Source organism: Pseudomonas sp. R4-35-07 (genome assembly GCF_003852235.1).
Taxonomy (GTDB): domain Bacteria; phylum Pseudomonadota; class Gammaproteobacteria; order Pseudomonadales; family Pseudomonadaceae; genus Aquipseudomonas.
The window spans coordinates 3,953,343-3,974,536 of sequence record NZ_CP027732.1; the positions used below are offsets into that span (position 1 = coordinate 3,953,343).

The window sequence follows — 21,194 nt, forward strand, 5'->3', positions numbered from 1 at the left end:
TGGAGAAAACGGCCGATAAGCCCAGAATCGACAGTAAAAAGACTGTCGGCTCGCAGGGCTTGGACAGGATCGCGCCGCATGACAACCACAGAAGCAACCCCAGAATCCACAGCCGACATCCCGGCTGAAACCGAGGCCGCCGCAGCAGCGGCGCTGCCGTGGGCGGACGTGCACGCCGAACATTTCAAGATGCTGCGCCTCGCCCCGTTGGCCACCGACCGTGCGACCGGCGCGCGGCCATTGCGCTTTGTGCAGTTCGGTTATGCCGAGCGCCATGACTCGCATCACAGCCTGTTGCGCATGGTCATCCAATTGCCCGGCCAGCGCGTACGCCGCGAGCAGAACCAGCTGGATATCTGGGTGGATCACGATAAACATCGCGTGCACTTCGGCCCGGGTAACAGCCTGGAAATCGAACCGGTCAACCGCGGTCTTGGGCGCTTCCTGGTCGCCCAGGCCGCAGCCTGGGCCAAGAAGAAGTGGTCACACTACCGCGTCGACGGCGTGGACCTGGCCAACAAGGACGCGCTCAACGAAGCCACGCGCCTGCGCCGCGATCACTTCCTGCGCATCCAGGGTTTTGACGTGGCCTACGCCGACGTGCAGCACCTCAAGGGTAACGTGCAGCCGGGCAAGGTCAGCGAGGTGCTGGACAGTTGGAACACCGAGAAGGTGCAATTCGTCGAAATCCTCGAAGCCGCGCAGATGCTGCAACAGGCCGAGCACAACCTGGCCGAGCACGAAGTGAGACTGCGCAAGGAAGAGGAAAAAGTCACCAAGTTCAAGCGCGAGGACAGCGGGTTGCGCTTTACCATCACCTGCCTGGTGGCGTTTACCGTGTTTCAGGCGGGGCTGTTGATCTGGATCGCCACGCACCGCTAGCAGGGTGAAATGCGATCAAACTGTGGGAGGGGGCTTGCTCCCGATAGCGGTGTGTCAGCTAGCAATGCATTTACTGACACTGCCTCATCGGGAGCAAGCCCCCTCCCACATTGACCGTGTTTCTTCAGTTAGATCCTATCGGTGAAGATTGCTTGATGCGCCCGGCACTGCTCAGCCGTGAGCATGAACACCCCATGCCCACCGCGCTGGAAGTCCAGCCAGGCAAAGTCCACTTCCGGGTACAGCGCCTCGACATGCACCTGGCTGTTGCCCACTTCGACAATCAGCAACCCTTTCTCGGTCAGGTGGTCCGCCGCTTCGGCCAGCATCCGCCGTACCAGATTCAAGCCATCATCGCCGCAGGCCAGGCCCAGTTCGGGTTCGTGCTGGTATTCATCCGGCATGTCGGCGAAATCTTCGGCATCCACATAAGGCGGGTTCGACACGATCAGATCGAAGCGCTGCCCCGGCAGGCCCTCGAAGCCGTCGCCCTGCACGGTGTACACGCGCTCATCGACGCCATGCCGCTCGATGTTCTGGTTGGCCACTTCCAGGGCTTCGAAGGACAAGTCGCCCAGTACCACCTCGGCGTCCGGGAACTCGTAGGCACAGGCGATGCCGATGCAACCGGAGCCGGTGCACAGGTCCAGAATGCGCGCCGGGGGTTGGGCCAGCCAGGGTTCAAAGCGGTTTTCGATCAGCTCGCCAATCGGCGAGCGCGGAATCAGCACCCGTTCATCGACAATGAACGACATGCCGCAGAACCAGGCCTCTTTCAGCAAGTAGGCGGTGGGAATACGCTCATGGATGCGACGATGCAGTAAACGCTGCACATGGGAAATTTCCTCTTCCTCCAGATTGCAGTCCAGGTAGCTGTCGGCAATTTCCCACGGCAAATGCAGGGCGCCGAGCACCAGTTGCCGGGCTTCGTCCCAGGCATTGTCGGTGCCGTGGCCAAAAAACAGGTCTTCCCCATGGAAACGGCTGACAGCCCAACGGATATGGTCGCGCAAAGTGCGCAGGCGGGAAGTGATCACGGGGGCAGACTCCTGGAAAAAACGACTGGCGATTCTAACAGCGTTCACCTGTACCGACGATGTACGAAACGCCTTTGCCATACGTCGGATTTCATCCAAATTGCCACCATGGGCTTAAACAACTCACCCACTTGACAGCGCTGCACGTCAACAACGGCGTACCTTACGATGGTAGCGATTCACAGAACCGCTCAGCCAGTGGACAATGTCACAAAAGCCCCCCTGACAGGAGCCCCAGAATGTCCGTTCCAAAGACGATGTTTCAACTCAGCGGTCGTGGTTACGCAGCTGCCAACCTTGCCCATGCGACGCTCGTGATCATCGACGCCCAGAAGGAGTACCTCAGCGGCCCACTCGCCCTTTCGGGCATGGACGCGGCGGTTGGCAATATCAAACAGCTGGTGGCGGCTGCGCGCAACGCCGGGCGGCCGATCGTGCATGTGCGCCACCTGGGTACCGTGGGCGGCCTGTTCGATCCGCAAGGCGAGCGCGGCGAATTCATCCCCGGCCTGGAACCTGAAGGCGACGAAACCATCATCGGCAAGCTGCTGCCCAGCGCCTTCCACGGCACCGGCCTGGAAAAACACCTGCAGGACCTGGGTTCGCTGGATCTGATCGTCTGCGGTTTCATGAGCCACTCCAGCGTCAGCACCACGGTGCGCGCCGCCAAGAACCTCGGCTTTCGCTGCACCCTGGTGGAAGATGCCTGCGCCACCCGCGACTTGCCCTACAAAGGCGGCGTGCTCAGTGCCGAGCATGTGCAGCAAACCGAAATGGCCATCATGGCCGACAACTTCGCCACCCTGGCGTTGACCAAAGATCTGATCTGATCGTCTCTGGGATGAGCGGCGCACCCTGTTGATTGCCCCGCTCATCCGCAAAGCGTGTTCATTTCGCGCATTTACCCCGGGCACAGGAACATCCTGTGTATCTTCCGGTCGAAGGGCCGATACCCTGGAGGAAAGGTCGGAATGAAGATATCCGATGGTTTTGATGCTCGTCGCTTGCGCCCCAAGGGCCCGAGCAACTGGCGTCTGCGCCTGGTGGCGGGCATTGCCGCGCTGCTGGCGATTGTAGGTGTGGCGTTGGCGGGCGCGGGTGGCGCCGGCCTGTTTGGGCATTCGCCGGCACTGGGCGAGTTGAACGCCAGCCCTGGCGGTTCGGCGATCCTGCTGGGCATCGGCCTGCTGGTGGTGTGGCTGGGCGTGTGGTTGTGGCGCCGCAGCCGGCGCAGAATGCGCCAGCCGCTGTCGTTGAACATCGCTTCGCACCTGATGAAAAAACACGACTGATGGCGCTTGGATAGCATTTGCTGCGCCCTGTCCGCCGCGATTTAGGTAAACTGCCCGCCCTTCGCGGAGGCTGACATGCAAGACGACGATTTTTCCCTGTTCAAGAACGAGCTGCGCGGCGTCAAGCCGATCAAGCACGACCGCGCCGACACCGGCAAACCCAAGGCTGATCGGGCGCAGATTGCCAAGCTGCGCCAGGCCGCGACCGTGCGCACCGACGCCACCACCGTGGATGGCTTGTCGGACCAGTTCGTGATCGACGTAGGCCCTGAAGACGAGCTGATGTGGGCACGTGACGGGGTACAGGAAAGCCAGATGCGCAAGCTCAAGGCCGGCCAGATCCCGTTCGAAGGCAGCCTCGACCTGCACGGCATGACCGTCGAAAAAGCTCGGGAAACACTGTGGGCTTTTCTTGCCGAAGCCACCAAGTTCGAAATCCGCTGCGTGCGCGTCACCCACGGCAAGGCCGTGCGGCTGGACGGCAAGCGGCCGATGATCAAGAGCCACGTCAACACCTGGCTGCGCCAGCATGCCCAGGTCCTCGGCTTCACCTCGTGCCAGGCCCGCCACGGCGGCGCCGGCGCGGTGTATGTAATGCTCAAGCGCACCATGATGGAAGGCCGCGACGAGTAACAAGTGCCATCGTCAGGCTTGCAGCGATGTGTCCGCCCCCGTAACCTTGCGCTTTGCGAAAATCCCACAGGTAGTTTCATGTCCCTGGAACAGAATTACACAGAGATTCTCGGCCAACTCGGCGAGGACATCTCCCGTGAGGGCCTGCTCGACACGCCAAAGCGTGCCGCCAAGGCGATGCAGTACCTCTGCCGCGGTTACGAACAGACGTTGGAGGAAGTCACCAACGGTGCCTTGTTCAGCTCCGACAACAGCGAAATGGTGCTGGTCAAGGACATCGAGTTGTACTCGCTGTGCGAACACCACCTGCTGCCGTTTATCGGCAAGGCCCATGTTGCCTACATCCCGAGCGGCAAAGTGCTGGGGCTGTCGAAGGTCGCGCGGATCGTCGACATGTATGCGCGTCGCCTGCAGATCCAGGAAAACCTCAGCCGCCAGATCGCTGACGCGGTGCTGCAAGTGACCGGCGCCCTGGGCGTAGCGGTGGTGATCGAAGCCAAGCACATGTGCATGATGATGCGCGGTGTGGAAAAACAGAATTCGTCGATGATCACGTCGGTGATGCTCGGTGAGTTCCGCGAAAACGCGGCCACCCGCAGCGAATTTCTCAGCCTGATCAAGTAAGTGGCTGTGTAGGAAAAGCCGGCGTTCATCGCCGGTTTTTTTTCGCCTGCAGAATTCAGGTAAGCTGCGACCCCTTCTTCATGGGCAAGAGGCTTTCAGCCATGTTCGTCAAAGTACTTCGAGTGGGCCTCGGCCAGATCATCATCGCCGGCGACTTCCTGACCCGTCCGCGCAAAAAGCAGCGCCCGGCCGAACAACAGGCCAAGGTCAACGCAGCCGCCAAGGACCTGACCCTGTATCAGTTCCACGCCTGCCCCTTCTGCGTGAAAACCCGCCGCACCTTGCATCGCCTGAATGTGCCGGTAGCACTCAAGGACGCGAAGAACAACGAGCACGACCGCCAGACCCTGCTGGAGCAAGGCGGCAAGATCAAAGTGCCATGCCTGCGCATCGAAGAAAACGGCCAGACCACCTGGATGTATGACTCCAAGGTCATCATTGACTACCTGGACAAACGCTTCGCCGCGATCTGAATGTTCTGTGGGAGGGGGCTTGCTCCCGATGGCGGTGTAATAGTCAGCAATTTTTTGACTGACCGACCGCTATCGGGAGCAAGCCCCCTCCCACATTTAGTTTGGTGCTGACATATCCAGGTCCAGCAGCGCCGAGCCCAGGCACTTGCCGTGGGCATCCAGTGCCAGCGAACGCGTGACGCCGCCGCGCAAAATGCCCGGCAGCACGAAGTTCAGCGCCTGTACGTTGGGCAATGCATAGCGTTGCACCGGCGCCGCGCCAGGCTCCAGCAGGTCTGCGAAAAACGCGGCGACGCGCTCGGCAGTCAGCTGTTCACACAGCAACGGGTAATCCTCGGCGCGATAAGCAATGATCGAGATGTTCGATGTGTCGCCCTTATCCCCGGTGCGGGAATGGGCCAGTGAATGCAACTTCATGCTTCTATCCTCGGTTTGACCCTGTCACGAGGCAGCAGCAACGACGCCACCGCCACCACCTGGCGCACACTCTTGCTCGCTCCGCCACCGCCAGCGGGGCCGTTGGTGTAGAGGGCTTCCACTTCATTGCCGATGCGCACCGCGTCGCGGCGTTCTTCACACCGGGCGGCGACCCGCAGGCGCACTTCCCAAGGCTCGGCATTGCTGCGCGGGCCATGCAAGGCATCCATGCCGATCAACTCGGCGCGCACTTCCTGCATCTTCACGCCGGTCAGTTCCAGACGCTTGAGCACCACTTCGCGCGCCAGTTGCGCCCGTGCGACAGCGCCCGGGCCGCCGTAGGACATCTGCCCCTCTCCGATCCAACCATCAAGATAACCGACGCTGACTTTCAGCTGTTCGGGCCGCGCCCGCCCTGTGGCGCCGTGGGCGCGCACCCGATCAACGCCCTCCTCGACAAACCCCACCTGTGAAAAATCGGCCGTGACGTCCGGAGTCAAATACGCTTGCGGGTCGTGCACTTCGTAGATCAGTTGTTCGCTGCAGGTGGCGCGGCTGACCTGCCCTCCAGAGCCCGCCACCTTGGTGATCAAGGCAGTGCCGTCGGCATTGATCTCGGCCAACGGAAAGCCCAGGCGTGCCAAGTCATCCACATCCTTGAAGCCTGGGTCCGCAAAATAACCGCCGCTGACCTGCCCGGCACATTCGAGCAAATGCCCGACCAGGGTGCCCTTGCCCAGGCGTTGCCAATCGTCGGCGGCCCAGCCGAATTCGAACATCTGCGGCGCGAGAAACAATGACGGGTCGGCCACACGCCCCGTGATCACCACATCGGCATCGGCGCGCAGGGCTTCAAGGATGCCGTCCACGCCCAGGTAGGCATTCGCCGAAATCAGCCGCTCACCCAGTGCGCCCAGGGTCTGGCCGTTGTCCAGCAACTGCTCGGGCTGCAACGCCGCCAGCACGTCATCGCCCGTCACGGCCACCACCTTGAGGTTCGCCCCCAGTTCACGGGCGATGCGCCGCACTTCGACGGCGGCCGACACCGGGTTGGCCGCGCCCATATTAGTGATCACGCGCAAACGGCGGCGGCCCTCGTGCACCCCGACAAAGGGCAGCACCCGACGCATGCGCTCACTCAACAAAGGGTCATAGCCGCCTGCCGGATCGCTGATGCGCGCCTGTTGGGCCAGGGCGATGGTGCGTTCGGCCAGGCATTCGAACACCAGGTAATCCAGGTCGCCCTGTTCGGCCAGTTCCACGGCGGGTTCGATACGGTCACCGGAGTAGCCGGCACCGGCGCCGATGCGCAAGGTTTTCATCTCAGATAACTCCCAGGAGCAGTGCGGTCAGGGTCATCAACACCGACGCGGCGAACAGAAAAGGAATGGTGAAGCGCTGATGATCGGCCAGCTCGATCTTGCACAGGCCCACCAACAGGAAAGTCGCCGGGGTCAACGGGCTGACCGGAAAGCCCGTGGTGTGCACGCCCAGTAACGAGGCCTGGGCCACTTGCAGCGGGTCGACACCCAGCGCCTTGCCAACTTCGGCAATCACCGGCATCACGCCGAAATAGTAGGAATCGGGGTCGAACAGCATGCTCAACGGCATGGAAATGAAGCCCACCACCGCCGGGATCAACTTGCCATGACCCGCGGGAATCTGCGCCACCGCCACTTCGGCAATCGCCTTGAGCATGCCAGTGCCTTGCATGATGCCGGTGAACACGCCGGCGGCAAGCAGGATGCTGGCCATGGTCAGGGCGGTTTTCGCATGGGCGTCGATACGGGCGCGCTGGGCGTCGACGTTGGGGTAGTTGATACACAGCGCCACCACGGTGCCGAGCATGAACATCACCACTGGGTCGACCCAGCCGGCGATCATCACCACCATCACCAGCACAGTGAGGATCAGGTTGACCCAGAACAGCCGTGGCCGACGCAGCTGGATATCGGCGTCACTGAGCACCCGTTGCGGCACCGCGTCCACGCTGGAGCCGGCCCCCAGGCCCAGGCGTTTTTCTTCACGGTGGCCCAGCCACCAGGCGCAGGCGAACACAAAGATCAGCCCGACGATCTGCACTGGAATCAACGGTTGGAACAGGTCCGCCACCGGCACATGCAACGCTGCCGACGAGCGCAGCACCGGGCCGGTCCACGGCAGGAAATTGACCCCGGCCGCCATGGCGCAGACACACGCCAGAATGCGTTTGTCGATGCCCAGCCGCGTATACAGCGGCAACATCGCCGGCACCGTCACCAGGAAGGTCACCGCGCCGGACCCGTCCAGGTGCACCAGCAGCGCCAGGGTCGCGGTACCGACGACAATTCGCGTAGGACGCGTCCCTACCGTGCGCAGAATCCGCTCGATGATCGGGTCGAGCATGCCGGCATCGGTCATGATCCCGAAAAACAGAATGGCGAACACAAACATGCCCACCACGGGGGCAACGTTCTTGATGCCGGTGATGATGAAGGCACTGGTTTGCAGACCGAAGCCACCGAGCAACGCGGCAATGATCGGCAGGGCGATCAGCGCCACCAGCGGCGAGAGGCGCTTGCTCATAACGGCAGCAAGCAGACACAGAATGGTAATGACACCCAGGGTAGCGAGCATGGGTTACTCCAGAGCGGCCTTGATGGGCCGGTTATTGTTTTCCCTGGAGTATTGGAATCAGGTTAGGCTTTGTAAATTGGAATATTCACACACCGGTGTTCGAAAAAACAAAATGAAGCCGTCCGTATGAAAAACAGCATCCAACACATCCAGGCATTCCTCGCCGTTGCTCGCACGGGCAGCTTTACCAAGGCCGCCAGCGAGCTGAACCTGTCCCCCTCGGCGCTGACCGTGCAGGTGCAACAACTGGAAGAGTGGCTGGGCGTCGCCCTGCTCGACCGCAGCCCACGCCATGTGGCTATCACCGCCGCCGGCCACGACGCGCGTGGCCCCATGGAAAAACTGCTGCTGGACCTGGACAACATCGTCACTGGCTCGCGCGATCTCGCGGCGCTGCGCCGTGGCGTCGTTACGATCGCCGCCCTGCCCTCGGTGTGCGCCGGCAGCCTGCCGCCGGTGTTGCGCCTGTTTCGCGAACGCTTCGCCGGGATCGAAGTGCGCCTGCATGACCTGGTGGCCCACCGCATCCAGGCCCAGGTGCGTTCCGGCGAGGTGGACTTCGGTATCGGCGTGCGCGCGCGCCTGAGCCACGGCCTGGACTTCGTGCCGGTCCTAAATGACCGGCTCTGCGCGTTCGTGCCGCTGGGTCACGCCCTCGCCCACCATCGGCAGCTGACCCTGGAACAACTGGCGGATCAGCCGATCATCCTCACCGGCCGCGACAGCAGCGTGCGCGAACAGGTGGATGCGTTGTTCGATGAAACGCGGCTGACGCTCAATGCGGGCATGGAGGCCAACTACATGTCCACGGTGCTGGCACTGGTGCGCCAGGGATTGGGGATCAGTGTGCTGCCGGAGTCGGCGGCGGATAGCCTGGAGGGGTTGAAGCGGATCAGCATCGATCATCCCGGGGTGAACAGGGAGATCGGCTTGATCAGTCGCAGCGGGATGGTATTGAGCCCGGCGGCGCAGCGCTGCTTTGAACTGCTCAACGCAGAGTTATCTGACACACCACCGGACTAAATGTGGGAGGGGGCAAGGCTTTTTGTAGGAGCGAGCTTGCTCGCGAAGAACTCAGGGCCACCGCGTTTATCCAGAATGAACGCGTTGCCCGGGCGTTTTTCGCGAGCAAGCTCGCTCCTACAGTGAGCCCATCCCACCTTCGGAAGGTGGCTCAGCCCAGCATCGCCACATGGTTTGGATGACTGGCCACGCGCTGCAACCATGCCTGCACCGCCGGATAAGGCGCCAGGTCAAAGCCCCCTTCATGGGCCACATGGGTGTAGGCATACAACGCGATATCGGCAATCGAATACTGCTCGCCCACCAGGTACGGCGTGGCCTGCATCTGACGTTCCATGACCTTCAGTGCCTTGTAACCGCCCTTGTGGCTGGTCTTGTATTCCTCGAGACGATCCTGCGGCATGTTCAGGTAAAACTGAATGAACCGCGCCACCGCAATATACGGCTCGTGGCTGTATTGCTCGAAGAACTGCCACTGCAACACCTGGGTGCGCAAGCGCGGCTCACCGGGTAAAAACTCGCTGCCATCGGCGAGGAAGTTGAGGATCGCATTGGACTCCCACAGGCAGGTACCGTCTTCCAGTTCCAGCACCGGGATCTTGCCGTTGGGGTTCTTGGCAAGAAATTCAGGGGTTTGGGTGTCACCCTTAAGAATATCAATATCGATCCATTGGTACGGGATGCCCAACAGGCTGAGCATCAATTTGACCTTGTAGCAATTGCCCGATCTGTAATCGCCATAAACCTTGTACATGGGCTCCCCTTATGCCGCTTCGCGCGCTCTGAGCGAACGCTTGCGCCATCAAAGTGCGGGTATCGACGGATTGTTTCAAGGCGTGCGGCAGAATAAATCCAGCCGCACGCTCTGGAAGCAGCCTTTCATCCCTTTCCGCCGAGATAATCGAAAACATTATTTGCTTTATTTGTATACAAAAGCATAATTCGCTTCGTGCGAGTTCCTGACCTAACAGTCAACAAAACCCGCCAGTACCTCAAAGCGCTGTTGCCCACTCATGTGACCGGCGCTGGAAATAACAATAAAACGATTGAGGAGTACTCGCTGTGGATAGCCGCAAAACCGAAGCCCCTATGTTGGATCTCGCCGCGCCCCAAGGCGGCTGGCTGGAACGCCTGTTCAAACTGCGTTTGCATGGCACCACAGTGAAGACCGAGCTGATCGCCGGCCTCACGACGTTCATCACCATGGCCTACATCATCTTCGTCAACCCCAACATCATGGCCGACGCCGGCATCGATCACGGCGCGGCCTTCGTCGCCACCTGCATCGCCGCCGCGCTGGGTTGCCTGTTGATGGGCCTGTACGCCAACTGGCCGGTGGGCCTGGCGCCGGGCATGGGCTTGAACGCGTTTTTCACCTACACCGTGGTCGGCACCATGGGCTACCACTGGGAAACTGCGCTGGGTGCGGTGTTTATCTCGGGCGTGCTGTTCATGGGCCTCACCTTGTCCCGCGTGCGCGAATGGCTGCTCAACAGCATTCCGGTGAGCCTGCGCCACGCCATGGGCGCGGGCGTCGGCTTGTTTCTCGGGGTGATCGGCCTGAAGACCGCCGGCATCATCGTCGACAGCCCCGCCACGCTGATCAAGCTCGGTTCGCTGCACGAGCCTGCGCCCCTGCTGGCGGCGGTGTGCTTCCTGCTGATTGCGATCCTCAGCTACCACCGCGTGTTCGGCGCGATTCTCATCAGCATCATTGCCGTGACCCTGGCCGGCTGGGGCCTGGGCCTGGTGCACTACAACGGCATTCTCTCCACCCCGCCCAGCCTGGCGCCAACCTGGATGGCCATGGACGTTAAGGGTGTGTTCAATGTCAGCATGATCAGCGTGGTATTTGCCTTTCTTTTTGTACACATGTTCGACACTGCCGGTACACTGATGGGCGTTGCGCAACGGGCCGGACTGGTCAATGCCGACGGCAAGATCGATAACCTGTCCCGTGCGTTGAAAGCCGACAGCGCCTCCAGCGTGTTCGGGGCCATGGTCGGCGTGCCGCCCGTGACCAGCTACGTGGAAAGCGCCGCCGGGGTGGCTGCCGGCGGGCGCACCGGGCTGACGGCGGTGACGGTGGGTATTTTGTTCGTGGCAGCGATGTTTTTTGCGCCGCTGGCGGGCATGATTCCAGCCTATGCCACGGCGGGCGCGTTGATTTACGTGGCGATGCTGATGATGGCGAGCATGGCGCATATCAATTGGGACGAGGCCACCGACAGCATTCCGGCCATCGTCACGGCGATCATGATGCCGCTGACCTTCTCGGTGGCCGACGGCATCGCGCTGGGCTTTATCACCTATGTCGCGCTGAAGGCCGGCACCGGTAAGCACAAGGAAATTTCCGTCAGCCTGTGGGTGCTGTGCGTGATTTTTATCGCCAAGTTCGCCTTTCTTTGAAATAGCGGCAAGTTTTCAGCGGCAAGCGACAAGCTTTTAACTTGCCGCTTGAAGCTTGCCGCTAACGACTGGAGTAATGAAATGACGACCGAAACCTGGCTGCTGTTCAGCGGCGCGGCGCTGGTGGTGATCCTGATCCCTGGCCCTCTTTCCCTACTGATGATCAGCAACAGCTTGAACTACGGCCTGCGCCGTTCGTACCCGGCGTTCCTGGGCGGGGTATTTGCCTCGATCTGCCTGCTGAGCGCCTCGGCCTTGGGCCTGGGCGCGCTGTTGCTGGCGTCCGAGCAAGTGTTCAGCGCGCTGAAAATCGTCGGCGCGATGTACTTGTTTTACCTGGCCTGGCAGAGCTGGCAGCAATCACGCCGGCCGGCCGAGGGTGCTGATGTGCCACAGGTGGCGTCGACCCCACGTTTTCGCGTGCTGTTCGGTCGCGCCTTTGTGCTGGGGGCCAGCAACCCCAAGGACATCCTGTTCTTTGCCGCCTTCCTGCCGCAATTTCTCAGCGCGGATCAGGCATTCCTGCCGCAGCTGTTGACCATGATCGCCACCTGGACCGTGCTCGACCTGCTGTGCAAGCTTGGTTACGGCCTGGGTGCGCAGAGCGCCGCGCGGTATTTGCGTAGCGGCTCGGGCCAGAGCTGGTTCAACCGCATCAGCGCCGCCTTGTTCGGCTGCGCCGGCCTGGCCTCGCTGATTAAGGCTCGAGCGCCACTGGGGTGAAGGCACAGCCGAAAAAAAGCCCGCAGTGTGGGCGGGCAAAAAACCAACGAAGAGCTTGGGGGTATGAAGCGAGGTGACGCTCAGCTACCGCGATAGGTCGAATAGCTGTAAGGCGAAATCAGTAGCGGGACATGGTAGTGATCCTGCTCGGCGCTGATGCCGAATCGCAGCACTACCACATCGAGGAAAGCCGGCTCCGGCAACTGCACGCCACGGGCGCGGTAATAGTCGCCGGCGCTGAACTGCAATTGATAGACACCGCTGCGGTAGTCGTCGCCCTGCAGCAACGGTGCGTCGCAGCGACCGTCTTGGTTGGTCACGGCGGTGGCGACCAGCGTTAGTTGCGCGCCGTCGACGCGGTACAGCTCAACCTTGATTGTGCTGCCGGGGCAGCCGTGCGCGGCATCCAAAACGTGTGTGGTCAAACGTCCCATGGCGTTTATGCGCCTCCCGAAGTCAGTCATAAAGAACCCGCACTCTTTCAGAGCATCGAAAAAGCCGGCGATAGCTGATTAAGACATTTTTCAAAAAAATTGTACACAATAAATTCAACAGACTTTAAACCTCTGTAGGAGCGAGCTTGCTCGCGAAAAAGCTCAACGCCAACGCGAATTTCCAGGTAGAAAAGTGGCGCACTCAGGCTTTTCGCGAGCAAGCTCGCTCCTACAGTGAATTTTTTTGTGGTTAGCTGACCGGTTAGGCAAGTTTCTTGCAGCGGCCCTGCAAAGATACCTGCAGAAAAAATGCAGAAATGCAGGCTTACAAAGTGAGCAATAAGTTGTATACAATCACTCATCGCTGTGACGCCACCCAGTCTTTCCGCTGCCCGGCCGCCACACACACTTGCTACCACGAACAAGAAGGAAGACTGCAGTGAGCGCTGACTACCCACGCGACCTGATCGGTTACGGCAGTAACCCTCCTCACCCCCACTGGCCGGGCAATGCACGCATCGCGCTGTCGTTCGTACTCAATTATGAAGAAGGCGGCGAGCGCAATATTCTGCATGGCGATAAAGAGTCTGAAGCCTTCCTCTCGGAAATGGTCTCGGCGCAACCGCTGCAGGGCGCGCGCAACATGAGCATGGAGTCGCTGTACGAATACGGCAGCCGTGCCGGGGTGTGGCGCATCCTCAAGCTGTTCAAGGAATTCGACATCCCGCTGACCATCTTCGCCGTGGCCATGGCCGCCCAGCGCCATCCGGACGTGATCCGCGCCATGGTTGCCGCCGGCCACGAGATCTGCAGCCACGGCTACCGCTGGATCGACTACCAGTACATGGACGAGGCCCAGGAACGCGAGCATATGCTCGAAGCGATCCGCATCCTCACCGAGCTGACCGGTGAACGCCCGCTGGGCTGGTACACCGGCCGCACCGGCCCCAACACGCGGCGCCTGGTGATGGAGGAAGGCGGCTTCCTGTATGACTGCGACACCTACGACGACGACCTGCCCTACTGGGAGCCCAACACGCCCACCGGCAAGCCGCATTTGGTGATCCCTTATACCCTGGACACCAACGACATGCGCTTCACCCAGGTGCAGGGTTTCAACAAGGGCGACGACTTTTTCGAATACCTCAAAGACGCCTTCGACGTGCTCTATGCCGAAGGGGCCGAGGCGCCGAAGATGCTTTCCATCGGCCTGCATTGCCGCCTGATCGGCCGGCCGGCGCGCCTGGCTTCGTTGAAGCGCTTTATCGAGTACGCCAAAAGCCATGAACAGGTGTGGTTCACCCGCCGCGTCGACATCGCCCGGCACTGGCAGCACACCCACCCCTGCCCGGGAGCGGCGAAATGACTGCATTCCAAACCCTCAAACCGTCGAGCCTGAGCCGCGATGAATTTGTCGCCGCCTTCGCCGATATCTACGAACACTCGCCATGGGTGGCCGAAAAGGCCTTCGACCTGGGCCAGGATGCGTCGATCGACCAGATCGAAAGCCTGCACCAGCGCATGAGCGATATCCTGTTGAGCGCCGATCACACCAGCCAGCTGGCACTGATCAACGCTCACCCGGACCTGGCCGGCAAAGCCGCCGTCCAGGGCCAGCTTACCGCAGCCAGCACTGGAGAACAGGCTGGCGCCGGTATACACCAATGCACGGCCGAAGAGTTCTCGCGCTTCACCGAGCTGAACGAGGCCTACAAGGCCAAGTTCAAGTTTCCCTTCATCATGGCGGTAAAAGGCAGCAACCGGCACCAGATCCTGGCCGCGTTCGAAACGCGCATTCACAACTCGGTTGAAGCCGAGTTCAACTGCGCGCTGGCCGAGATCAACAAGATCGCGTTGTTCCGATTACTGACCCTCTGAATGACCATCCCCAGCCACTCTATCCAAGGCAGACAAGAAGAATGAAAGCGCAACCCGTACCTTTCGAGAAGTTCGTCAACCTCGCCGACGCCCGCCTGGGCACCAAGATCATCGAAGTCACCGATGACTGGTTCGCCGACGCCAACCGCCTGTTCCAGCCGACCCCGGCCGTGTGGAAGGAGGGCGTTTTCGATGACAACGGCAAGTGGATGGACGGCTGGGAGTCACGCCGCAAGCGCTTCGAAGGCTACGACAGCGCGGTGATCCGCCTGGGCGTGCCGGGCTCGATCAAGGGCGTGGACATCGATACCTCATTCTTCACCGGCAACTACCCGCCGTCGGCCTCCCTGGAAGCCTGCTTCCTCGCCTCGGGCGAGCCGGATGCCAACACCCAGTGGGTGGAAGTGCTGTCGGCGGTCGAGCTGCAAGGCAACAGCCACCATTACCACGAGATCCACAACGCGCAGGCGTTCAGCCACCTGCGGTTCAACATCTACCCGGATGGCGGCGTGGCCCGTCTGCGCGTGTACGGTGTGCCGTTCCGCGACTGGTCTGCGGTGGGCGACAACGAACAGGTCGACCTGGCCGCCGCGCTCAATGGCGGGCGTGCCCTGGCCTGCTCCGATGAACACTTCGGGCGCATGAGCAACATCCTCAACCCAGGCCGTGGCATCAACATGGGCGATGGCTGGGAAACCGCACGTCGCCGTACGCCGGGCAATGACTGGGTGATCGTCGCGCTGGGCCACCCTGGCGAGATCGAGAAAATCATCGTCGACACCCTGCACTTCAAGGGCAACTACCCGGACACCTGCTCGATCCAGGGCGCGTTCGTCAAGGGCGGCACCGACAGCCAGATCGAGACCCAATCGCTGTTCTGGCGCGAATTGCTGCCGGCACAGAAACTGGAAATGCACGCCGAACACACCTTCGCCGAGCAGATCAAGGCGCTGGGGCCGATTACCCACATCCGCTTGAACGTGTTCCCGGATGGGGGCGTGAGTCGCCTGCGGGTGTTGGGCAAGGTAGCCAAATAAGCGAACCAAGAGCGGACGCAGAGCGTCCAGGGCAGCGTTCCCACGCAGAGCGTGGGAACGATCCAACTCCAGATTAAGAAGACAGCCATGCGCACACTGACGATCGAACCCCTGACCAAAGAAGCCTTCGCCCCCTTCGGAGACGTTATCGAAACCGATGGCAGTGATCACTTCATGATCAACAACGGGTCGACCATGCGCTTTCACAAACTGGCGACGGTCGAAACAGCACAGCCTGAAGACCACGCCATCATCAGCATCTTCCGCGCCGACGCGCAGGACATGCCGCTGACCGTGTGCATGCTGGAGCGACACCCGCTGGGCAGCCAGGCCTTCATTCCGCTGCTCGGCAACCCCTTTCTGATCGTGGTCGCGCCACTTGGCGATGCACCTGTATCAGGCTTGGTCCGCGCCTTCGTCACCAACGGCAGGCAGGGCATCAATTACCATCGCGGCGTCTGGCACCACCCGGTGCTGACGATCGAAAAGCGGGATGACTTCCTGGTGGTTGATCGCAGTGGCACAGGCAATAACTGCGATGAGCATTTTTTCAAAGAGGATGAGCGGTTGATCCTCGCCCCCCACCAATAAGAGAAGGTCTGATCACCCGACAACAAGGGCGACAGGCGAGAGGTAAAGACTGTGGAAGCACATTTGATGGAATGGCTGAACCTGAGCGTGCGCTGGGTTCACATGATCACCGGCGTCGCCTGGATCGGCGCTTCTTTCTACTTCGTCTGGCTGGAAAACAACCTCAATCGCGTCAACCCCAAGAGCGGCCTGGCCGGCGACTTGTGGGCGATCCACGGTGGCGGCATCTACCACCTGGAAAAATACAAACTGGCCCCGCCGACCATGCCGGACAACCTGCATTGGTTCAAATGGGAAGCCTATTTCACCTGGATGTCGGGCATTGCGCTGCTGTGTGTGGTGTTCTACTGGAATCCGACCTTGTACCTGCTGGCTCCCGGCAGCAGCCTGAGCGGCACCGAAGGCGTCTTGCTGGGCATCGGCTCACTGTTCGTCGGCTGGTTCGTCTACTCCTTTCTCTGCGACTCGGCCCTGGGCAAGCGCCCTGCCCTGCTCGGCTTGATCCTGTTCGTGCTGTTGATTGCGGCGGCCTATGGCTTCAGCAAGGTGTTCAGCGGCCGTGGCGCCTACCTGCATGTGGGTGCGGTGATCGGCACGATCATGGTCGGCAACGTGTTCCGCATCATCATGCCCGCCCAGCGCGCATTGGTGGCGGCCATCGCCGAGAACCGCACACCCGACCCGGCGCTGCCGGCCAAGGGCTTGCTGCGCTCACGGCACAACAACTACTTCACCTTGCCGGTGCTGTTCATCATGATCAGCAACCACTTCCCGAGCACCTATGGCAGCCACTACAACTGGCTGATCCTGGCCGGGATCGCGGTGGCGGCAGTGTTGGTGCGGCACTACTTCAACACCCGGCATAACAGCCAGAAGTATGCGTGGACCTTGCCGGTGGGTGCGCTGGCGATGATCAGTCTGGCCTACGTGACCGGGCCCTCGCCGGCGCCGGAAGTGGCCAAGGCACCGGCGGCGATCGAGTACCAACCGTTGCCGGAAACCGCCCTGGGCGGCGGCGTGAAACCGGCTGCGCCTGCAGCCCCGGCAGCTGAACCGGCACCTGCCCAAGCCAGCACCGACTTTGGCCAGGTGCACCACGTGATCGAGCAGCGTTGCACCGTCTGCCATTCGGCCAAGCCCACCAGCCCGCTGTTCAGCACCGCACCGGCCGGGGTGATGTTCGACACGCCGGCGCAGATCCAGCAACAGGCGGCGCGCATTCAAGCACAAGCCGTGGCCAGCCAGATCATGCCGCTGGGCAACATAACCCAGATGACCCAGCAGGAGCGGGATTTGATTGGCACCTGGATCAACCAGGGGGCGCGTACCAACTGATTGATTCATGGAGATCCAATGTGGGAGGGGGCTTGCCCCCGATGGCGGTGATTCAGTCACAGATACTTTGAATGACACACCGCTATCGGGAGCAAGCCCCCTCCCACAGGGGATCGGCAGTGTTTTGAAGATTGCGTTTCAAACAACACAAAAATAAAAAAGATCCGAGGTGTTGCATGACCGAGTTAACCGAACCGCAGATTTGCGCCGCACCCGCCATGGTGCGGCTGCCCCTCTTGCAACTGATTCTGGTAGGCCTGCAACACGTCTTGCTGATGTACGGCGGTGCTGTCGCCGTGCCCCTGATCATTGGCCAGGCCGCCGGGCTGAGCCGTGAAGAAATTGCCTTCCTGATCAACGCCGACCTGTTGGTTGCCGGCATCGCCACGATGGTGCAGTCGTTCGGCATCGGCCCGGTGGGTATTCGCATGCCGGTGATGATGGGCGCCAGTTTCGCCGCCGTCGGCAGCATGGTCGCCATGGCCGGCATGCCCGGTATCGGCTTGCAGGGGATCTTCGGTGCGACCATCGCCGCCGGGCTTTTCGGCATGCTCATTGCGCCGTTCATGTCCAAGGTCGTACGTTTTTTTCCGCCGCTGGTGACCGGTACCGTGATTACCGCCATCGGCCTTTCGCTGTTTCCCGTGGCCGTGAACTGGGCCGGTGGCGGCAGCGCCGCCGCGACGTTCGGCTCGCCGGTGTACCTGGCGGTCGCTGCCCTGGTGCTGGCGACCATCCTGTTGATCAACCGTTTCATGCGCGGTTTCTGGGTGAACATCTCAGTCCTGATCGGCATGGCGCTGGGCTACGCCTTGTGCGGCACGCTCGGCATGGTCGACCTCGGCGGTCTGGCCCAGGCGCCTTGGGTGCAAGTGGTGACGCCGCTGCACTTCGGCATGCCCAAGTTCGAGTTGGCGCCGATCCTGTCGATGTGCCTGGTGGTGGTGATCATCTTTGTCGAATCCACCGGGATGTTCCTCGCCCTGGGCAAGATCACCGGCCAGGACGTCACGCCGAAGATGCTGCGTCGCGGTTTGCTGTGTGATGCCGGCGCGTCATTCTTTGCCGGGTTCTTCAACACCTTCACCCACTCCTCGTTCGCGCAGAATATCGGCCTGGTGCAGATGACCGGCGTGCGTTGCCGCTCGGTCACGATCATGGCCGGAGCGTTTCTGATTGTGCTGAGCCTGTTGCCCAAGGCCGCTTACCTGGTGGCGTCGATTCCACCGGCGGTGCTGGGCGGCGCGGCGATCGCCATGTTCGGCATGGTCGCGGCGACCGGCATCAAGATCCTGCAGGAAGCCGATATCGCCGACCGGCGCAACCAGTTGCTGGTGGCGGTGAGCATCGGCATGGGCTTGATCCCGGTGGTGCGTCCGGAGTTCTTCGCGCAATTGCCAATGTGGATGAGCCCGATTACCCATAGCGGCATCGCCATGGCCACCCTGAGCGCGTTGTCGCTGAACATACTGTTCAACATTCTCGGCGGTGCTGAACGCCCCGCCGTCGAGCACGCCCACCCCTGACGCACGCCCCATCGTCGCCCCGTGCGCGCTGTAACGGCGCACTTGAGCCCCGACGTGGGAGCCAGTATTCTCCGCGCCCGCTTGAAACGACGGTTTTTTACCGCCTTGGCGCGGCTCTTGCTATAGCCATAAAGTTGACCAATCAGACGAGTTCTTCAGCAGATCCAAAGGCGCCACACCAGAGCGCCAGATTAGAAAAAACATAAAACTTTAACTCGGGAGCACCGAATGAAACCTATGTTCAAAGGCCTGATGCTGGCGGGATCCCTGCTGGCCGGTGGCCAAGCCGTGGCCGGTGATTTGCTGCAGTGGCAGAACAACAGCCTGACGTATCTGTGGGGCAAGAGCTTTACCGTCAACCCGCAGATCCAGCAAACCGTCACGTTCGAACATGCCGACGCGTGGAAATACGGCGACAACTTCTTCTTCCTCGACCGCATCTTTTACAACGGCAAGGAAGACGGCAACGTCGGTCCGAATACTTACTACGGCGAGTTCAGCCCACGTTTGTCGTTCGGCAAGATTCTGGATAAGGACCTGTCATTCGGCCCGATCAAAGATGTATTGCTGGCCTTCACTTACGAGTTCGGCGAAGGCGATAACGAGTCGTACCTGTTGGGCCCGGCGATTGACTTTAATATTCCGGGTTTCGACTACTTCCAGTTGAACTTCTACCAGCGCCAGACCGAAGGCAATCGCCCCGGCGACGGCGTGTGGCAGATCACGCCGGTGTGGTCGTACACCCTTCCCGTGGGCAATTCCGATGTGCTGATCGACGGTTTCATGGACTGGGTGGTGGATAACGACAAAAACGCCCGTGGCACCTATCACGCCAACCTGCACTTCAACCCGCAGGTCAAATACGACCTGGGCAAGGCGCTGCATTGGGGCGACAAACAGTTGTATGTGGGGTTTGAATACGACTACTGGAAGAACAAGTACGGGATCGAGGATTCGGGGGCGTTCAAGACGACTCAGGACACGGCGAGCTTCCTGGTCAAGTATCACTTCTGATTGCAAACTGCATAACCAATGTGGGAGGGGGCTTGCCCCCGATGGCAGTGTGTCAGTCAACCTATCAGTGACTGAACCACCGCTATCGGGGGCAAGCCCCCTCCCACATTTAGATAAGTGGCAGGCCTAAGAACCGGGTGATCTCCTCGCGTTTGGCCAACGCATCTTGGCGCCCCAACTCGATCAACTCACTGCAATACCCCGCTTCGAACAGCAAGTAACTCAACACCCCTGCCCCACTGGTCTTGGTCGCCCCTGGCCCGCGCAAAAACAAGCGCAATGCCGCCGGTAATTCCTGCCGATGCCGGGCCGCGATTTCGTCGATCGGCTGGCTGGGCGCAATCACCAGCACCTCCACGGCCGCCACCCCCGGCGAGACATGGCTGAATTGATTCAAGCGTTCCAGCAATTCGATATCGCTTTCCAGGCTGTCAATGAACGTGCTGTTGAGCATGTGCCCGCCGATCTGCGCCAGCGTCGGTTCCTGGCCGGTGTAGGTGCGTTGCATCGAGGGTTCATTGCCGCGCGGGTTACCGCTGACGCCCACCACCAGCACGCGACTCGCGCCCAGGTGCAGGGCCGGGCTGATCGGGGCCGACTGGCGAACGGCGCCGTCACCGAAGTATTCCTGGTCGAGCTTCACCGGGGCGAACAGTAAGGGAATCGCCGAACTGGCCAGCAAGTGTTCCACCGTGAGTGGCGTCGGCACACCAATACGCCGATGGCGCAGCCAGGGTTCGATGGTGCCGCCGCCTTGATAGAAGGTCACCGCTTGCCCGGATTCATAGCCGAACGCGGTGACCGCCACGGCGTGCAGATGCCGGTGCCGGATGGCGTCGTCAATGCCCGCCAGGTGCAGTTTGTCCTGCAGCAGATCGCGCAGCGGTGAGCTGTCGAGCAACGCCACCGGGAGCTGCCTGCCCAGGCCCAACAGGCTATGAATCAGGAAGCGACTGGCCTGGCGGACCACACCCGGCCAGTCGCTGCGCAGCACCAGATGGCTGCGAAAGCCTTGCCAGAATGCGGTGAGGCGCTGGACAGCGGCGGTGAAGTCCGTCGCGCCACTGGCCAGGGTGACCGCATTGATCGCCCCGGCCGATGTGCCGACGATCACCGGAAACGGATTCGGCGCCCCCGGCGGTAGCAACTCGGCAATCGCCGCCAACACCCCTACCTGATACGCCGCTCGCGCCCCGCCGCCGGAAAGAATCAAGCCTGTGACCGGTTCAGCTGGGCGCATTGCGTCACTC

24 protein-coding genes are annotated in these 21,194 nt (G+C 61.2%); 16 read left to right on the forward strand and 8 right to left on the reverse strand.

Annotation, left to right across the window (positions count from 1 at the left end; all coding sequences use genetic code 11):
* Positions 1–78 precede the first annotated feature (78 nt).
* Positions 79–882: a hypothetical protein gene (locus C4J89_RS17980; RefSeq protein WP_124407789.1), complete on the forward strand. Its 804-nt coding sequence runs from the start codon at positions 79–81 to the stop codon at positions 880–882.
* Positions 883–1,010: 128 nt separating this feature from the next.
* Here C4J89_RS17980 and prmB read toward each other — a convergent pair whose 3' ends face one another.
* Complete coding sequence (gene prmB / locus C4J89_RS17985) at positions 1,011–1,919, reverse strand: 50S ribosomal protein L3 N(5)-glutamine methyltransferase (protein ID WP_124363711.1); 909 nt, start codon at positions 1,917–1,919, stop codon at positions 1,011–1,013.
* Between the two features lie 239 nt (positions 1,920–2,158).
* On the opposite strand from prmB, the gene C4J89_RS17990 reads away from it, so the two are divergent.
* The 5 genes from C4J89_RS17990 (at position 2,159) to C4J89_RS18010 (ending at position 4,941) form a co-directional block, all read left to right on the forward strand.
* Entirely contained in the window at positions 2,159–2,749 is a 591-nt protein-coding gene (locus tag C4J89_RS17990) for a cysteine hydrolase family protein (RefSeq protein WP_124363712.1), read from the forward strand.
* A gap of 141 nt (positions 2,750–2,890) precedes the next feature.
* Positions 2,891–3,211 carry a hypothetical protein gene (locus C4J89_RS17995; protein ID WP_124363713.1) on the forward strand — a complete coding sequence of 107 codons (321 nt, stop codon included), beginning with the start codon at positions 2,891–2,893 and terminating at the stop codon, positions 3,209–3,211.
* 75 nt (positions 3,212–3,286) lie between these two features.
* Positions 3,287–3,844, forward strand: coding sequence for a Smr/MutS family protein (locus C4J89_RS18000; RefSeq protein WP_003175227.1), 558 nt, complete (start codon positions 3,287–3,289; stop codon positions 3,842–3,844).
* A gap of 78 nt (positions 3,845–3,922) precedes the next feature.
* Positions 3,923–4,468 (forward strand): GTP cyclohydrolase I FolE, encoded by a 546-nt coding sequence (gene folE / locus C4J89_RS18005; RefSeq protein ID WP_124363714.1) that lies wholly within the window; start codon positions 3,923–3,925, stop codon positions 4,466–4,468.
* A gap of 101 nt (positions 4,469–4,569) precedes the next feature.
* Positions 4,570–4,941 (forward strand): glutathione S-transferase N-terminal domain-containing protein, encoded by a 372-nt coding sequence (locus tag C4J89_RS18010; protein ID WP_124415208.1) that lies wholly within the window; start codon positions 4,570–4,572, stop codon positions 4,939–4,941.
* Positions 4,942–5,037: 96 nt separating this feature from the next.
* Here the strand turns inward: C4J89_RS18010 and C4J89_RS18015 are convergent, their stop codons facing one another.
* Genes C4J89_RS18015 through C4J89_RS18025 form a run of 3 tightly spaced genes read right to left on the reverse strand, consistent with a single transcriptional unit; the run spans position 5,038 to position 7,974 of the window.
* On the reverse strand, positions 5,038–5,358 hold the full coding sequence (locus tag C4J89_RS18015; RefSeq protein ID WP_124363716.1) for a hypothetical protein: 321 nt from the start codon (positions 5,356–5,358) through the stop codon (positions 5,038–5,040).
* Positions 5,355–6,680 (reverse strand): acyclic terpene utilization AtuA family protein, encoded by a 1,326-nt coding sequence (locus tag C4J89_RS18020; RefSeq protein WP_124415209.1) that lies wholly within the window; start codon positions 6,678–6,680, stop codon positions 5,355–5,357. The genes C4J89_RS18015 and C4J89_RS18020 overlap by 4 nt, the downstream gene beginning before the upstream one ends.
* A gap of 1 nt (position 6,681) precedes the next feature.
* Positions 6,682–7,974: a CitMHS family transporter gene (locus C4J89_RS18025; protein WP_124363718.1), complete on the reverse strand. Its 1,293-nt coding sequence runs from the start codon at positions 7,972–7,974 to the stop codon at positions 6,682–6,684.
* Between the two features lie 126 nt (positions 7,975–8,100).
* Here C4J89_RS18025 and C4J89_RS18030 point away from each other — a divergent pair, with 126 nt between their 5' ends.
* Positions 8,101–8,997: a LysR family transcriptional regulator gene (locus C4J89_RS18030; RefSeq protein ID WP_124415210.1), complete on the forward strand. Its 897-nt coding sequence runs from the start codon at positions 8,101–8,103 to the stop codon at positions 8,995–8,997.
* Positions 8,998–9,148: 151 nt separating this feature from the next.
* Here the strand turns inward: C4J89_RS18030 and C4J89_RS18040 are convergent, their stop codons facing one another.
* On the reverse strand, positions 9,149–9,751 hold the full coding sequence (locus tag C4J89_RS18040) for a glutathione S-transferase family protein (protein WP_124415212.1): 603 nt from the start codon (positions 9,749–9,751) through the stop codon (positions 9,149–9,151).
* 335 nt (positions 9,752–10,086) lie between these two features.
* Here C4J89_RS18040 and C4J89_RS18045 point away from each other — a divergent pair, with 335 nt between their 5' ends.
* Positions 10,087–11,406, forward strand: a complete 1,320-nt coding sequence (locus C4J89_RS18045; protein ID WP_256658993.1) for an NCS2 family permease — start codon at positions 10,087–10,089, stop codon at positions 11,404–11,406.
* Between the two features lie 81 nt (positions 11,407–11,487).
* On the forward strand, positions 11,488–12,129 hold the full coding sequence (locus C4J89_RS18050) for a LysE family translocator (protein ID WP_124415213.1): 642 nt from the start codon (positions 11,488–11,490) through the stop codon (positions 12,127–12,129).
* A gap of 80 nt (positions 12,130–12,209) precedes the next feature.
* Here the strand turns inward: C4J89_RS18050 and uraH are convergent, their stop codons facing one another.
* Both uraH and C4J89_RS26960 read right to left on the reverse strand, forming a co-directional pair.
* Positions 12,210–12,563, reverse strand: coding sequence for a hydroxyisourate hydrolase (uraH, locus tag C4J89_RS18055; RefSeq protein ID WP_124415214.1), 354 nt, complete (start codon positions 12,561–12,563; stop codon positions 12,210–12,212).
* 47 nt (positions 12,564–12,610) lie between these two features.
* Positions 12,611–12,925, reverse strand: coding sequence for a hypothetical protein (locus C4J89_RS26960; RefSeq protein ID WP_164484559.1), 315 nt, complete (start codon positions 12,923–12,925; stop codon positions 12,611–12,613).
* Positions 12,926–13,002: 77 nt separating this feature from the next.
* Here C4J89_RS26960 and puuE point away from each other — a divergent pair, with 77 nt between their 5' ends.
* From puuE to C4J89_RS18095, 7 genes are all read left to right on the forward strand, one after another.
* Complete coding sequence (gene puuE / locus C4J89_RS18065) at positions 13,003–13,929, forward strand: allantoinase PuuE (protein ID WP_124363724.1); 927 nt, start codon at positions 13,003–13,005, stop codon at positions 13,927–13,929.
* Entirely contained in the window at positions 13,926–14,441 is a 516-nt protein-coding gene (gene uraD, locus C4J89_RS18070) for a 2-oxo-4-hydroxy-4-carboxy-5-ureidoimidazoline decarboxylase (protein WP_124415215.1), read from the forward strand. The genes puuE and uraD overlap by 4 nt, the downstream gene beginning before the upstream one ends.
* Before the next feature lie 41 nt (positions 14,442–14,482).
* The gene (gene alc, locus C4J89_RS18075; protein WP_124363726.1) at positions 14,483–15,478 is read left to right on the forward strand and encodes an allantoicase; all 996 of its coding nucleotides are present in this window, start codon (positions 14,483–14,485) and stop codon (positions 15,476–15,478) included.
* 87 nt (positions 15,479–15,565) lie between these two features.
* Positions 15,566–16,069 carry an ureidoglycolate lyase gene (locus C4J89_RS18080; RefSeq protein WP_124363727.1) on the forward strand — a complete coding sequence of 168 codons (504 nt, stop codon included), beginning with the start codon at positions 15,566–15,568 and terminating at the stop codon, positions 16,067–16,069.
* A 51-nt stretch (positions 16,070–16,120) separates the two neighbouring features.
* Positions 16,121–17,404, forward strand: coding sequence for a urate hydroxylase PuuD (locus C4J89_RS18085; RefSeq protein WP_124363728.1), 1,284 nt, complete (start codon positions 16,121–16,123; stop codon positions 17,402–17,404).
* Positions 17,405–17,580: 176 nt separating this feature from the next.
* Positions 17,581–18,930: a nucleobase:cation symporter-2 family protein gene (locus tag C4J89_RS18090; RefSeq protein WP_124415216.1), complete on the forward strand. Its 1,350-nt coding sequence runs from the start codon at positions 17,581–17,583 to the stop codon at positions 18,928–18,930.
* Between the two features lie 228 nt (positions 18,931–19,158).
* The gene (locus tag C4J89_RS18095; protein WP_124363730.1) at positions 19,159–19,944 is read left to right on the forward strand and encodes an outer membrane protein OmpK; all 786 of its coding nucleotides are present in this window, start codon (positions 19,159–19,161) and stop codon (positions 19,942–19,944) included.
* Between the two features lie 109 nt (positions 19,945–20,053).
* Here the strand turns inward: C4J89_RS18095 and C4J89_RS18100 are convergent, their stop codons facing one another.
* Positions 20,054–21,184 (reverse strand): patatin-like phospholipase family protein, encoded by a 1,131-nt coding sequence (locus C4J89_RS18100; RefSeq protein WP_124371385.1) that lies wholly within the window; start codon positions 21,182–21,184, stop codon positions 20,054–20,056.
* Positions 21,185–21,194 lie beyond the last annotated feature (10 nt).